Annotated in this window: 14 protein-coding genes; 7 read left to right on the top strand and 7 right to left on the bottom strand. The window is 49.6% G+C overall.

The features are described 5' to 3' along the window. Positions 1–94 precede the first annotated feature (94 nt). Positions 95–973: a LysR substrate-binding domain-containing protein gene (locus O1V65_RS04940; RefSeq protein ID WP_017492039.1), complete on the top strand. Its 879-nt coding sequence runs from the start codon at positions 95–97 to the stop codon at positions 971–973. 1 nt (position 974) lies between these two features. Here O1V65_RS04940 and O1V65_RS04935 read toward each other — a convergent pair whose 3' ends face one another. After that, positions 975–2,423, bottom strand: a complete 1,449-nt coding sequence (locus O1V65_RS04935; RefSeq protein ID WP_017492038.1) for an amino acid permease — start codon at positions 2,421–2,423, stop codon at positions 975–977. A 379-nt stretch (positions 2,424–2,802) separates the two neighbouring features. Between O1V65_RS04935 and O1V65_RS04930 the strand changes: the two genes are divergently transcribed. The 3 genes from O1V65_RS04930 (at position 2,803) to O1V65_RS04920 (ending at position 7,884) form a co-directional block, all read left to right on the top strand. Then, positions 2,803–4,077 carry a Glu/Leu/Phe/Val family dehydrogenase gene (locus tag O1V65_RS04930; protein WP_017492036.1) on the top strand — a complete coding sequence of 425 codons (1,275 nt, stop codon included), beginning with the start codon at positions 2,803–2,805 and terminating at the stop codon, positions 4,075–4,077. A 188-nt stretch (positions 4,078–4,265) separates the two neighbouring features. After that, a complete protein-coding gene (locus O1V65_RS04925) occupies positions 4,266–4,691 on the top strand; it encodes a cupin domain-containing protein (protein WP_192503832.1) in 426 nt (141 codons plus the stop codon). Between the two features lie 397 nt (positions 4,692–5,088). Continuing rightward, positions 5,089–7,884 carry a M66 family metalloprotease gene (locus tag O1V65_RS04920; protein ID WP_165429179.1) on the top strand — a complete coding sequence of 932 codons (2,796 nt, stop codon included), beginning with the start codon at positions 5,089–5,091 and terminating at the stop codon, positions 7,882–7,884. A gap of 171 nt (positions 7,885–8,055) precedes the next feature. On the opposite strand, the gene O1V65_RS04915 is transcribed toward O1V65_RS04920, so the two are convergent. Genes O1V65_RS04915 through O1V65_RS04905 form a run of 3 tightly spaced genes read right to left on the bottom strand, consistent with a single transcriptional unit; the run spans position 8,056 to position 9,232 of the window. Beyond that, positions 8,056–8,235: a hypothetical protein gene (locus O1V65_RS04915; protein WP_157388806.1), complete on the bottom strand. Its 180-nt coding sequence runs from the start codon at positions 8,233–8,235 to the stop codon at positions 8,056–8,058. A 44-nt stretch (positions 8,236–8,279) separates the two neighbouring features. Then, a complete protein-coding gene (locus tag O1V65_RS04910; RefSeq protein ID WP_026110825.1) occupies positions 8,280–8,783 on the bottom strand; it encodes a DUF1543 domain-containing protein in 504 nt (167 codons plus the stop codon). A 44-nt stretch (positions 8,784–8,827) separates the two neighbouring features. Next, the gene (locus tag O1V65_RS04905) at positions 8,828–9,232 is read right to left on the bottom strand and encodes an AraC family ligand binding domain-containing protein (protein ID WP_269130236.1); all 405 of its coding nucleotides are present in this window, start codon (positions 9,230–9,232) and stop codon (positions 8,828–8,830) included. Between the two features lie 118 nt (positions 9,233–9,350). Here O1V65_RS04905 and fos point away from each other — a divergent pair, with 118 nt between their 5' ends. Then, positions 9,351–9,749, top strand: coding sequence for a fosfomycin resistance glutathione transferase (fos, locus tag O1V65_RS04900; RefSeq protein WP_017494120.1), 399 nt, complete (start codon positions 9,351–9,353; stop codon positions 9,747–9,749). A gap of 61 nt (positions 9,750–9,810) precedes the next feature. Beyond that, on the top strand, positions 9,811–10,119 hold the full coding sequence (locus O1V65_RS04895) for a hypothetical protein (protein ID WP_017494119.1): 309 nt from the start codon (positions 9,811–9,813) through the stop codon (positions 10,117–10,119). Here the strand turns inward: O1V65_RS04895 and O1V65_RS04890 are convergent. After that, positions 10,116–11,033, bottom strand: a complete 918-nt coding sequence (locus O1V65_RS04890; protein ID WP_227955099.1) for a LysR family transcriptional regulator — start codon at positions 11,031–11,033, stop codon at positions 10,116–10,118. The two genes, O1V65_RS04895 and O1V65_RS04890, sit on opposite strands and share 4 nt — an antisense overlap. Before the next feature lie 97 nt (positions 11,034–11,130). Here O1V65_RS04890 and O1V65_RS04885 point away from each other — a divergent pair, with 97 nt between their 5' ends. Next, positions 11,131–11,610 carry a GNAT family N-acetyltransferase gene (locus tag O1V65_RS04885; RefSeq protein WP_084912246.1) on the top strand — a complete coding sequence of 160 codons (480 nt, stop codon included), beginning with the start codon at positions 11,131–11,133 and terminating at the stop codon, positions 11,608–11,610. A 27-nt stretch (positions 11,611–11,637) separates the two neighbouring features. Here O1V65_RS04885 and O1V65_RS04880 read toward each other — a convergent pair whose 3' ends face one another. Further along, a complete protein-coding gene (locus tag O1V65_RS04880; RefSeq protein WP_084912245.1) occupies positions 11,638–12,288 on the bottom strand; it encodes a glutathione S-transferase family protein in 651 nt (216 codons plus the stop codon). A 12-nt stretch (positions 12,289–12,300) separates the two neighbouring features. Continuing rightward, positions 12,301–13,197 (bottom strand): transcriptional regulator GcvA, encoded by an 897-nt coding sequence (gene gcvA / locus O1V65_RS04875; protein WP_084912244.1) that lies wholly within the window; start codon positions 13,195–13,197, stop codon positions 12,301–12,303. Positions 13,198–13,266: the final 69 nt, after the last annotated feature.

Below are 13,266 nucleotides of genomic sequence, written 5' to 3'. Positions count from 1 at the left end.
TCCTTTCTTATTACGATAAGCGCGATGATAGCGATTAATAAATTCACAGACTCGTGATAAAACATCACAGGACTGTGAGTAAAAAGGAGCGATCGTGCATTCTCTTCCCCCTCTGACCGCGCTGAGCGCGTTTTTCGTCGCCTGCCATGCGGGCAGTTATACTGCGGCGGCCAAAGAGCTGTACATCACTCATGGCGCGGTCAGCCGACATATTCAGGTAGTTGAAAAATGGTTCGGCGTTAACTTGTTTATCAAGCAAGGGCAACGCCGGGTGCCGACACCTTATGCCCTCACCCTCGCGCGCGAGTTGGGCGGCGCCTTGGATACGCTGTCTGATATTGCTTTGCGCTACGGCAACGGTGGCCGAAATAACGTGTTCAACGTCAGCGTGCCCACGACTTTAAGCCTGAAATGGCTGCTGCCGCGCCTCGATGATTTTTATGGCCGCTATCCGCAGGCAAACCTGCAGATATCCTCGGCCAATACTGAACAGCTGCATATTATCGGTCACTATGACCTGCTGATACGGCGTGAACCCAGTATGACCGAGTATTCGGCAATCCCCTTTCTGCAGGACACTCATTGCCTGATGGCCTCGCCTGATTTGCTGGCGCGTTATTCGATAAAGACGGTAGAGGATATTGTTGCCTGCCCAAGAATAGAAACGCTAACGCGGCCGGGGCATTGGAATCAGTGGCTGGAAGCCGCAGGGGTGAAGAAAACACCGGTGAATGGATCCCGCCGTTACGATCATTTTCACGTTTCGCTGCACGCTATGCTGGAGGGAATTGGGATAGGCTTAGGACCGGTCAATACGCTGTCGGCGGAAATTGTGCGCGGAAATTTAGTGCCACTGTTTCCAGATATCCGCATTGCCCCATGTCACTATCATGCCCTTACGCCGGTCGGTGTGCAGAAGACCTTGCTGCATCAGGCGTTTGAAGACTGGCTAGTGACACAGGGCTGCGCCTAGGCTATGCCCCCATATTGGCTGGCTGAGTGGCTGACTTCTTGTGCTGAGCCTTTTTCTCTTTCATTTTCCAGAAAACAAACAGCATCACAAACCACAGCGGTGAAACGCACAGTGCGGCCAGCGTGTCCGGATCGAACAGCATAATGAAAATAGTAAAGGCAAAGAACAACAGCGTAAGCCAGGTCATTGGAACACCCGCTGGCATTTTAAACGTTGATTTTACGTGTAAATCTGGACGTTTTTTACGATAGACCAGATAGGCCACCAGAATCATTGCCCAGCTGTAAATCACCAGGATCGCGGCCAACGTAGAGACGATGGTGAACAGGGTCATAACATTGGGCACCAGGAACAGCAGTAAGGTACCGCTCAGCATGCAGAAACAAGAAAAGAACAGGCTGCGCACCGGAATTGACGTTGTTCTGGAAAGAATACGGAACTGCCAGTGGGCATGTTTCTCAACCGACAGGCCATACAGCATGCGAGTGCTTGAATAGACACCACTGTTGGCCGAGGACATTGCCGAGGTGAGTGCGACAAAGTTGATAATGGCGGCGGCGGCCGGCAGACCGGCTTTATCAAACAGCAGCACAAACGGGCTGACATCTGGAGAAATGGCCGCCCATGAGGTCACGGCGATAATCACCGTCATCGACAGCATATAAAAAATGATGATACGCAGCGGCAGCGCGTTGACCGCTCTTGGCAGGATTTTCTCAGGATTCTTGGTCTCAGCGGTCATCGTACCGAGCAGCTCAATACCGGTATAAGAGAAAATAGCGATTTGGAAACCGGCCAGGAATCCGGCTATGCCGTGGGGCATAAACACCGCAGGGTCAGTCAGGTTGTGCACGGAAGCGCGGACGCCGTCCGGCGAGGTCCAACCGGTTGCCACCATCCAGCCACCGGTCAGGATCAGCGCAATAATGGTCACGACTTTGATAAGCGCAAACCAGAATTCGGCTTCACCGAACATTTTTACCGACAGTAGGTTGAACAAACACAGTACGCCGAGCGTAAACAGCGCCGGGATCCAAGCCGACATGTGTGGGAACCAGTACTGCATGTAGCCACCACAGACCACTACGTCGGCGATGCAGGTGACTACCCAGCTCAGCCAGTACGACCAGCCGAGAAAAAAGCTCGCCTTTGGGCCGAGATAATCTGCTACAAAATCTGCGAAAGAACGATAATCAAGCTTCGAGAGCAAGACTTCCCCCATCGCCCGCATCACCATGTACATGAAGAAGCCAACCAGCATGTAAATAATGAGAATCGAGGTGCCGGAAACGGCGATATTCTTGCCAGCGCCCATAAAAAGGCCGGTACCAATAGCACCGCCGAGGGCGATCATTTGAATGTGGCGCTCGCTCAAGCCACGCTGAAGTTCTTGAGGAGCATCAAGCTCATCGGCAGGGGTAACCTGCCGTTCCGTGTTTTTTTGGGTCATTGCAATTCCTTTCCCTTGCAGAAAAGCCATGGAGCGGCGGGTTGAGGGAAGCATGCTGACCTTGGACTTTAACAAAGTCAACACACAAAAACAGCCTTCCATTCACTTTTTGACCCATTTCAAAGTTCTGATAATTGAGGGAAAAAACTTTTTTATGCACCAAATTGAATAGTAAATGCATAAATAAGCATCTCTATAGGGCTATCTACTATGTATAATTATTCATTTAATGAATAGGTTTTGGGCCTAAAAAGACCTTTTTCCTCTGTCGCAAATAAAGACAGTTTTCTAAAAGCTGATAAAATCACTTTCGCACAGTTAATTGCACTTCTCTTCCGCAGCTTCACAAAATAAATGACTTTATTTAAAAAGGCTTTTTATGGAAAAGTTATCCTACGCGTCAGAAAGCAGTACATCTCCCTGGACTACCTACCTGCGTCAAATCGATCGCGTCGCCCCTTACCTCGGTGACCTGTCTCGCTGGATTGACACCCTGCGTCATCCAAAACGCGCACTGATTGTTGATATCCCTTTGCAAATGGACGACGGTTCTATCCGCCATTTCGAGGGTTATCGCGTGCAGCACAACCTGTCACGCGGACCGGGTAAAGGCGGCATTCGTTATCATCCGGACGTTGATCTCAATGAAGTGATGGCCCTTTCCGCCTGGATGACCATCAAGTGTGCGGCCGTCAACCTCCCTTACGGCGGCGCTAAAGGCGGTATTCGTGTCGATCCTTTCGCGCTGTCAGACGGTGAACTTGAGCGACTCACCCGCCGCTACACCAGTGAAATCGGCATTATTATCGGGCCACAGAAAGATATTCCGGCTCCCGACGTCGGCACTAACGGCAAGGTTATGGCCTGGATTATGGACACCTACTCCATGAATCACGGCACCACAATTACCGGCGTCGTGACCGGTAAACCCATCCATCTTGGCGGCTCACTGGGACGTGAAAAAGCCACCGGCCGTGGCGTCTTTGTGACCGGACGTGAAGTCGCGCGCCGTGCTGGCATCGAGACCGAAGGTGCCCGCGTTGCGGTGCAGGGCTTCGGTAACGTAGGCAGCGAAGCCGCACGCCTTTTCGCCGAAATTGGCGCCCGTATTGTGGCTATCCAAGACCATACGGCGACCCTGTTTAACGATCAGGGTATTGATATGGCGGCATTAAGTGAGTGGCAGATTCAGCACAAGCAGATTGCAGGCTTCCCAGGCGCACAGGAAATCGACAGCGAAGCCTTCTGGACGACGCCAATGGATATCTTGATTCCTGCCGCACTCGAAGGGCAAATCACCCTCGAACGCGCCAAACTGCTTTCGTGCAAACTGGTGCTTGAAGGCGCAAACGGCCCAACCTTCCCTGAGGCGGACGATATTCTTTCAGAGCGCGGCGTCATTATCGTGCCTGACGTCGTCTGTAACGCAGGCGGGGTAACGGTCAGCTACTTCGAATGGGTTCAGGATATGGCGAGCTTCTTCTGGAGCGAAGAAGAGATCAACGCGCGGATGGACAAAATCATGACTGACGCGATGGTACATGTTTGGGAAAAAGCCAGAGACAAATCCTGTTCACTGAGAACCGCAGCCTATATCGTGGCCTGCGAACGCATTCTCATGGCACGTAAGGACCGGGGTATTTATCCAGGTTAATTCACCCTAGACTTCATCATTTTATTAATCCCGTACGTGGTAAATTCCGTACGGGATTTTTTTATCACTTTTTGATAATGAAGAAACGTCCTTTTTCTGGCATAAAGAACTGCGAAAAATTCGGGCTATAATTATTATCTTAAATAATGGCCTGCGACAATGGATTGAAAAATAACGGGGTGAAATTTATGCGTAAATTAACGACTGCATTGCTGTGTATGGCTGCTTTATTACCTGCCTCCTGGGCAAATGCGCAGGTTATTACCAAAGAACAGCAGCAAAAAGTGGAGAAGAAAGCATTGGGCGGCGGTAAAGGCACTGTTGATGCTGCCTTTGCGTTTACTCGTGATAAAGCAAAACCCGATCAGGCTATTAAAGAACTGAGCTGGTTGACCATCAAGCCCGGCGACTCGATTGGCTATCACAAGCATAAAGACAATGAAGATGCCTATATCATCGTCTCCGGCACCGGCACTTTTAAAGACACCGACGGCAACGATTATCCGGTTAAAGCGGGCGATATTACCATCGTGCGCAAGGGCGAGTCACACGGCCTGACCAACAGCGGTAAAGAACCGTTGGTCATCGTGGACGTGATTGCTGCACAACAGTAATCAATCGACCCGCAGAGGTCATGATAATCCGGGAGCGTCTTCCCGGATTTTTTATGTGCACAGCATTCCCTGAAGCAAGCTCAACTAGCAACTCGATTAGCACCGTGAGTCGCCCACTTTCCTCATCATCGCCACAATCATAAGCGCCATTGACCTGAAAACCGACTCTCCGTTGAAGGCGTTGTTATCCGCTGAACCCCTCGATTTTAGCGATTTACCCTTATTTCTCTGGAAGAAAAAGTATTTTCTCTATATCAGCAAGGTTGATTCCGACCCAGTAGTCGTGAATTCCATTCAGTGAGTTTATATATCTTATCTTAAAGCAGAAAAACTCAATGTTACAAAAAGAAACAAATGGTTACGATTGAAGAACCTTAATAATACAAAGACATTTGACATGAAACTAAACCACCTAGCTATAGCGATTGCTCTCGCCTCTGTCCCAGTAATCGTCTTTAACCAAGCACAGGCCAGCATTAATGTCTTTCTTGATAAAAACGCTTTAAAAAACAACGTTGAAGGGGCGCTTTCTGGTAGTGTGAAATTCGCCCAAACCCATACTATTGATGCGAGTGGCAACAGTGAACAAGAAATGCCAAGACTCACGAGCACGCGTGACACATTGGTGATGTTTATTCCGCAGCAACAAAATATGAAGAGAATTACCCTGCGTGCGTATGACAAAAGTGGTGCCTTACTGGGTAGCCTAGTGATGAACGACCCGGATCGGTTAGCAAAATCTGACCGCCCTGCTGACAGCAAGAAGCCGGACGTAGTTTACAGTGATGAAGCGTGGAGTCAGAGACTGCCTGCCGACTGGGTCCAGCCGGGTTTATCTCTGGAGTTTTCTGCTGATAATGGACGTGAGAGCAGGCTAAAAAAAATCGATATCGGGGGTGAAACGCAGGTTGTTTTACAAAACATCCGTATCGGTATGCTAACGGCTCCTGGACCGCTGAAAGATAATGCATTAGAAAAAGAATCGGAGAAAATGGCGCGTGATTATTTCCAGAAAATACCGGTTTCGCAATTAATTGTTGGCAACTACTCACCACTTCACTTAAAAGAAGTCGTTTTATCCACCGGGAAAAAATATACCTCACAAAGTGAGGATATAGGCAGTGGTTACGATGGTGATATGCGGGAAAATATTGCTAAAGGTGTTATCTCCATGGGTATTAATAATGCCAATTTTGGTATTAACTCTTCTCAGGGCGAACGCCAGTGGCAAGCCGCCCTTTTTCATCAGGTCGCTGTTCATCAATCCTGGGGACAATACCGTAACGGCAAGCTACAGCATGGATTTAGCGGCGGTAATGGCATGGCCACAGTGTACGACACGGACGGCAATGAGTTTAGTCACGAAGTCGGCCATGGTTATGGAATGGGGCACTATCCGGGGGGCGGGAAGTACGCCACTCACAATCAGAACTCAGGTTGGGGATGGGACGAAAATCAAAACCGTTTTATTGCTAATTTTTTCTGGGATAGGAGCGGAGATGCGGTTGTAGAAGGCCATACCACTCCACCTTTTAAAGGAATTTATCGTTTCAACAGTGACACGATGGGCGGCGGTGTAGCCAGTTCTCCACTTTCTCGCTATACCCTCCACACCGGCTATACCCAAAAACGCATTCAGCAATCGCTGGAGTCAACCGGGGTCATTACGCCAACCTCTGCTTCTGGTTATCTGAAGTGGGATGAAAAACAAAAGAAAATGGTTGAAGCGAATGACTTACCGCGCCGCAAACCATCGGTATTTGGGGTTCCTGTGACTACGCTAGTGGGCTTTTATGATCCGCGCGATGAGCTGGAAAGTTATATTTATCCTGCCTTACAGGGCAGTTATGGTTATATTTATCGGCCAGAGCCTGTCAAAGCGGGGCAATGTTGGGCCGAGGTTGCTTACCGTAACGGTGAATCCGAGAAATTTGCGCTGGAAGGGACACGTATACAATCTAACCATATGAATAAATTCCACATCAATGTGCCTAGCAGCAAGCACCCCGAATCCATGATTATTGCCTGTCCATCTAAAAACATGGAGGAAATGTATACCCAGTGGAAGCTGAAAAAACTCGGTGTAGATAAAATTTACCTCTGGGACACAAACAAGAATGAAAAACTGGGGTCCGTCTACAACTATGAGGAATATCAATATTATTTCAAACTAAAAAGTAAGCCTTTCTGGTACTTCCCTACGGCAAAAGTAGACAATAGGGATTGGACTTATTTAACCGATGAGAAAACACTTAAGGATGAATATGAGAACCAGCTTTCTTTGCTGAACGCAGACTATTTTGGTCAAAATGTGTTAGCGCAGAGCGATATTCACACCGCCAGCGTTGCCCCAATGCCTGCTGCAACAGTAGGACATCTTTTTGCAAAAAACGCAGCTCAAGCGCCAGTTGCCGTAGCCGGAGACGATTTTACCGTCACACCAACCAAATACTTGTCTACGGCTTACGAACTGGATGCCAGTGCTAGCCAGAATGCGGTGTCATATAAATGGACCATCCTGAAAGGCGCGGGTACCTTCTGGTTACAGGAGAAACACGCAGGTTTGTGGGTCAGGGAAGTGAGAAGCGCTAAAGCACGAGCCCTAATCCCAGCAAATACTCGCGGTGAAGTCACCTACCTGCTCACCGTAACGAGTAAAGAGGGTAAAACAGCCACCAGCCAGATAACTGTTTCAGTGAAAGAGAATGAACAAGTGAATCAGGACCAGGCATTTATGGACAGCCTGAATCTGCGCATGACTTCTCAAGATAAAGATTCCAGCGTGTTCTTCACCGGGAATATCGATGTCGGTACACAGCCTACCAGCAAACCGGGATACGTTTGGACACTGCCAAGCGGAGCAAGTGGCGCAAACAACGGCAAAACTGAGCAATCTTTCAGCATCATGAAAACCGACCGCATCCAAACGCTGAACGTCAGCGTGCAGGCCGCTGCAGGTAAGGTCTCGCGTACTCTGCGACATACGATTATTGTTCCTGCCAAACAGGAGAACAACAACATACCGGCCTGGGATAGCGCGAAAACCTACACTAAGTCCTGCGTTAAAGTCAGTTATAACGGCAAAGTATGGCTGAATGGTTGGTGGACCCGGGGTGAAAAGCCGAATAACAGTGGCGAGTGGGGTGTATGGCGTCAAGAAGGAAGCAAAAACATGCATCTATCTTGTAAGTAAATGATGTTATGCAACTCGTAGTGCCTGAAATTCAATATAGGCACTACGAGTTGCTTTGAGGGGTCATTTGGCCGTTAATTCACAATGATTCATTTTATGCTTCAAATTTACATTGCAGATTTTTTCATCCCCTCACATGCCCGGCACACCGATACCCTCTCAAAGTGCGCTTTACAGCAGTCTTCCCCCCAATACCGTCGCGGAACGCCCGGTGCCGAGATAGTGGGTCTCTAGAACAATGATGTTTGCCGCCGGAGGCAACAGGCAGAAGAGATAGAGTACGGCGGGGTTTTTGCCAACCAGGGTTTGCCCAGTCGCTCTGGCAATAAGCAGCAACAGCGTCATGGGCACGGTCAGCGCATCCCTGTGCCTGCTATTTTATGACGACACGCCAGTCAGATTCCGATCGGCTGATAACCCTGCCACTCTGGGCTGAAAGGTTTACCCGCATTGCTCGGCGTCAGATGGACATAAAGATCGCCGACTTTGTCCAGCAGGATACAGTCATCTACGTCGGTAAGATTATCTTTATGCTGGTGCAATTTACCCTTCAACAACGACTCGAGGCCTCGGGCCTTTGCCTCACGGGAATCCTCGGCAACGAACAAGTCAAAGGCGTGCAATTCGGCTAACGACGAGGGGTCGTAAGCGCCTGCATTCACAAAAAACAGTTTCTTATTATCGGCCGGCGGAGTCTCAGACAGCGAGACCGCGTAGCCGTCTGCCCAGGTAATTCGAGCATAGCCATCAAGGTGAATTTTATCGGCATCGCCGAACCAAGCCTCACGCAGTGCAGGCCAGGCATGTTCCGGCTTTTCGGCGGGGACAAACTGGATGTCATGGACTTCAATATTCGATTTTCCGGCATTCCCGCCGACATAAAACATAAAAAGATGCACGCTGAATTCCTCATTAAAATCACGTTTTTTCAAAAAGAAAGATATCACCCCACCTTCGCTATATAAAATAAGCTGAGCGGCGAGACCGGGATCGTAGATAACAGGCTGAGGGAACCAGGGATCTCCCCTCTGATACTCGATAAATCACGCGATAACGTTTGCAGCAAATCAGGATGCGGATAAATTGCCCGATATCCCCAGCCCGACAGGGATTCAGCTTGTCCGGTGTGCACCTCATCAAGGTTGACCAACACAATATGCCCCTGCGGCGCAACGTGGTCTCCTCCGCTGCGGTAGAAACGTTGGGCACCCTTTTCAATCAGTAGAATACAAAATGTCTCATGCACGTGGCGTGAAAAAAACTGCTCGCGGTAGGATGCCTTGAGCATCTCAAGGCCATTAAATTCTGGCAGTTGATAGAACCTCGCCTGTTCTTTTATAGGAATCACTTTATTGAAATAAACTCGCCGCTAAGGGGAAGTAATCTGTATACCTCTAGTTTATTTTAAATTCTTGAACAAAATGGCTGTGGGAAAAAATTTATGTCCTTAAATTTGGTAAAAATGAATGCTTAAAAATCTTAACCATCTTACACTCGCCGCCAGCGATATCAGCCGTAGCCTGCAATTCTACGTCGAGATTCTCGGATTCATTCCGCATGCGCAGTGGGATCAAGGGGCTTACCTTTCACTGGGGCAGCTATGGCTTTGCCTGTCGAAGGACAGCGTCGACACAAAACGAGACTATACGCATTATGCGTTTACCATTGGCATACAAGACTTTACGGACTTCATCTTAAAATTGCGCCAGGCTGGCGTTGTTGAATGGAAAGAAAATCGTAGTGAAGGTGAATCCGTCTATTTTCTCGATCCTGACGGTCACAAACTTGAAGCCCACTGTGGTGACCTGCAAAGCCGCCTGCAAGCCTGTCGACAAAATCCCTACCAGGGAATGAAATTTTTTTGAACCTGTCATCAGATCTGCCGTCATAGTACGGCATAATTTTTGGAAAGAGATAGCTGGCGGAATGATTGATTTTAGTGAAGCAGTAAAACGTTCTCAGGATAAAACCGATTTCCGGATCCGATTAAAACTTATCGCAGAACTCCGCCAGTTTCCCGGCGAACAGAGCCAGCAGATGTTATTGAGCATTCTGCAAAACGATTTTGTGTTTTCAGTCAGGCTGGCGGCATGGGAAGCACTGGACGCCGTCGGCGTGGTGCAGAAAAAACCAAAAATCGTGCGCGATCATCCTTTAATGGGTTTTCTGGGAGACATCAGATTCCAGTTAATTCGTATGGGCGCCTGGGCAGGTGACGGCTCCTTTACTAACTAGTGCCCCGGCGAAGGAAGCGAAAGCCCCCGCAAAATCGTTTGTAGCCACTGGTTCGCTGCGCTTTTACCGCTAAAACGGTGGCTGTATATTTTCACCTGATAATTCGGCACATAAAAAGGCAGCGGGAAAGCGTTGACGTCGACCAGTCGGCAGAATTTTTCTGCGGCAAAGCGTGGAAGGGTCATCAGCAAATCACTCTGCGCGACAATAAATGGCGCACTTAGCATCGAGGGGGTTTTCAGGGTCACATGACGGTGGAGCCCCATTTTTTCGAGCTGAAAATCAATCACACCCCGCGCCTCATTCCAGGGCGTCACCACGACGTGGTGAGCTTTCAGGTACTCCTCTGTGGTTAACGTGGCAAACTCCTTACGTCTGATGGCGACATACTGATCCTCGAGCCAATCAATCGCCTGTATTTCATCATGTATATTTTCATCGGGTTCGCTAAAGCCCAGCGCAAAATCCAGATGGCCAGCCAGTAACTCATTAATGGCCAACATCTGTGGCGAATAGAGCAGCTCAAACTTCACGCCGGGCGCTCGCTTTTGCAGTTCGGCCATCAGTTCCGGGAAAACGCAAAACGCGGTGTAATCGGTGATAGCAACCTTGAAACACACGTTGCTGGTCAACGGATTGAAATCCGGCTTGGGCATCAGGTGAAAATTAAGCAATCGCAGCGACTCGGCGACGGGCTCTGCCAACTGATTGGCATAAAGACTCGCCCGCATCTGATTTCCTTCGCGGAAAAACAACGGATCGTTTAACGTGCTTCGCAATCGGGTCAGCGCATGGCTGAGTGCGGAAGTACTCATCGCCAACTCGTCAGCGGCGAGCGTGACCGATTGATGCCGATAAACGGCATCGAAGGCCAGCAATAGATTAAGATCGAGTCGACGCAGCGCAGAATGCATAATTTTCAATTTCCATTGATAAGATTGCACTTAATTCAATATTAAACTGAGTTTATGCTATCGCCTTACACATGAACAGACACAGGACCTTTCCACTATGAGTATTAAAATTCGCTCAGCCGTTTCCGACGATGCGCAGGCGATTTTCGACATGATTGTCGAGCTGGCGATTTATGAAAAAGCGCCACAGGAAGTTAAAACCAACGTCGAAGAGATCCGTGCCACGCTGTTCGGTGAAGGCAGTAAAACGGAAGCGCTGGTGTGTGAGGTTGCGGGCAAGGTCGTGGGCTATGCCGTGTTCTTCACCAGCTACTCCACCTGGCTGGGCCGCAACGGCATCTATATGGAAGATTTGTACGTTTCACCCGAGTCTCGCGGCGTCGGTGCAGGCAAAGGTATGCTGCAACAGATTGCTCAACTGGCCGTTGAACGCAACTGCGGTCGTCTGGAGTGGAGCGTTCTCGACTGGAACCAACCGGCTATCGACTTTTATCTCAGTATCGGTGCAAAACCCCAGGATGAATGGGTGCGATATCGCCTGGATGGTGAAGCGCTGGTGTCATTCGCAGGACGCTGATAAGGCTGAATCAGCGTCCGTTAGGGTTTACTCGGCCCTCAGGTCGTCGTAAGACACCATAACGTGTTCGGCAAACGCCGGGCGCTGGGTCAGGTTCTGGTAATACTGCTCGACGGCCGGGAACGAGGCTCTCTCGATGGCGATATCAAAGTAGCGATACAGGACGTGTCCGAACTGAATATCCGCCAGCGTGAAGGCCTCACCGGCAAGAAATGGCTGTTTAGTCAGCTGATTTTCAGCAATTTGCAGGTATTTGTGGAAAACATTTAACGCACTGGCAATCGCCTTCTCGTCTCTGTCTTTAGCCGCCGTTCTGACCACTCGCCAGAAAATCGGGCCGGTAAAGGTTCCGGCAATATTTATCTTCGCCCATTCGGCCCATTTATCGACGTTGGCACGCGCCTGTGGCTGCTGGGGCCAAAAATCGCCCGTGCCATATTGGGTTGCCAGATAGCGCAAAATGGCTCCGGTCTCCCAAATAGCCTCGCCGCCGTTGTCGCGCAGTACCGGCACGGTCCCGTTGGGATTCATTTCCAGAAACTCTGGCGTATCGTTACCACCAAATTTGTGTCCAATATCATAACGTTCATACGCCAGATTAAGTTCAGCAACACACCACATGAGTGCCTGCACGTTGGACGATGTCTTCCTTCCCCAGATGCTGAGTTTGCCTTGCATTTTTGATTCCTCTTAAAGATACCGCCCCAGTTCCGATTTGGCTCTGGAAACAATCCAGTCTCTAAACTTTTTACCTAAACGGGTTAACAGCGCCGACTCGTCATAGACCAGATGATATCCGGTCGATACCGTCACCGCAGCAGAAATAGGACTCACTAACCGCCCCTCCGCCATTTCCTGCTCAATTAATGAACCGCGAATAAGCGCAATGCCCTTTCCTGCCAGCGCGGCGTCAATCACGCCGTTTGAATTAATAAAAACAGGACCGCAATTCGCGTCGCTATCATCGACGCCCAGCGCACGAAACCAAAGCCGCCAGTCAAGACGGTGTTCATCGTGAAGCAACGTGTAGCGCAAGATATCGCGCGGGCCGCTAAAAGTGACGTTTGCCGGAATAAGACCGGGGCTGCATACCACTTGCAGATTGTCATTGAGCAGCAGCTCCGACTCGAGAGCCGGAAACTTGCCCGTCCCATGCCTGATGGCAAAATCCACGCCTTCCGACAGCAAATCGACAAGCCGATTGGTGGTGCTGATACGGACCTCAACCCCCGGATGCAGACTCTCAAACTCAGGCAAACGCGGCAAAAACCATTGGGTAGCAAAACTGCTGGTGCAGCTAATCGTCAGGCGATTGTTATTGCCCTCATCACGCAAACGCTGCGTCGCCTCGGCAATCTGGCTAAAGGCCGGTTTGATGGCGCGCAGATAAATGCGTCCCTGAGACGTGAGTTCTATAGCGCGTGGCCCACGAACAAACAGCCGCACGCGCATCAGATCTTCCAGCTTGGCAATTTGCTGACTTATCGCCCCCGGCGTCACGCTAAGCTCCTCGGCGGCTTTCTTCATGCTCATATGCCGCGCGACGGCCTCAAAACACATAAGGGCATGTAAAGGAGGAAGTTTCATGGTAGGCCCATCATCCGGTTTAGTTAAACTCAACTGTATGCGAATAAATGATTTGTTATCAACATCCTT

This window comes from Rouxiella badensis, from assembly GCF_026967515.2.
In the GTDB taxonomy this organism is placed as follows: Bacteria; Pseudomonadota; Gammaproteobacteria; order Enterobacterales; family Enterobacteriaceae; genus Rouxiella; species Rouxiella badensis.
This window is presented reverse-complemented; position numbering and strand designations above follow the sequence as displayed.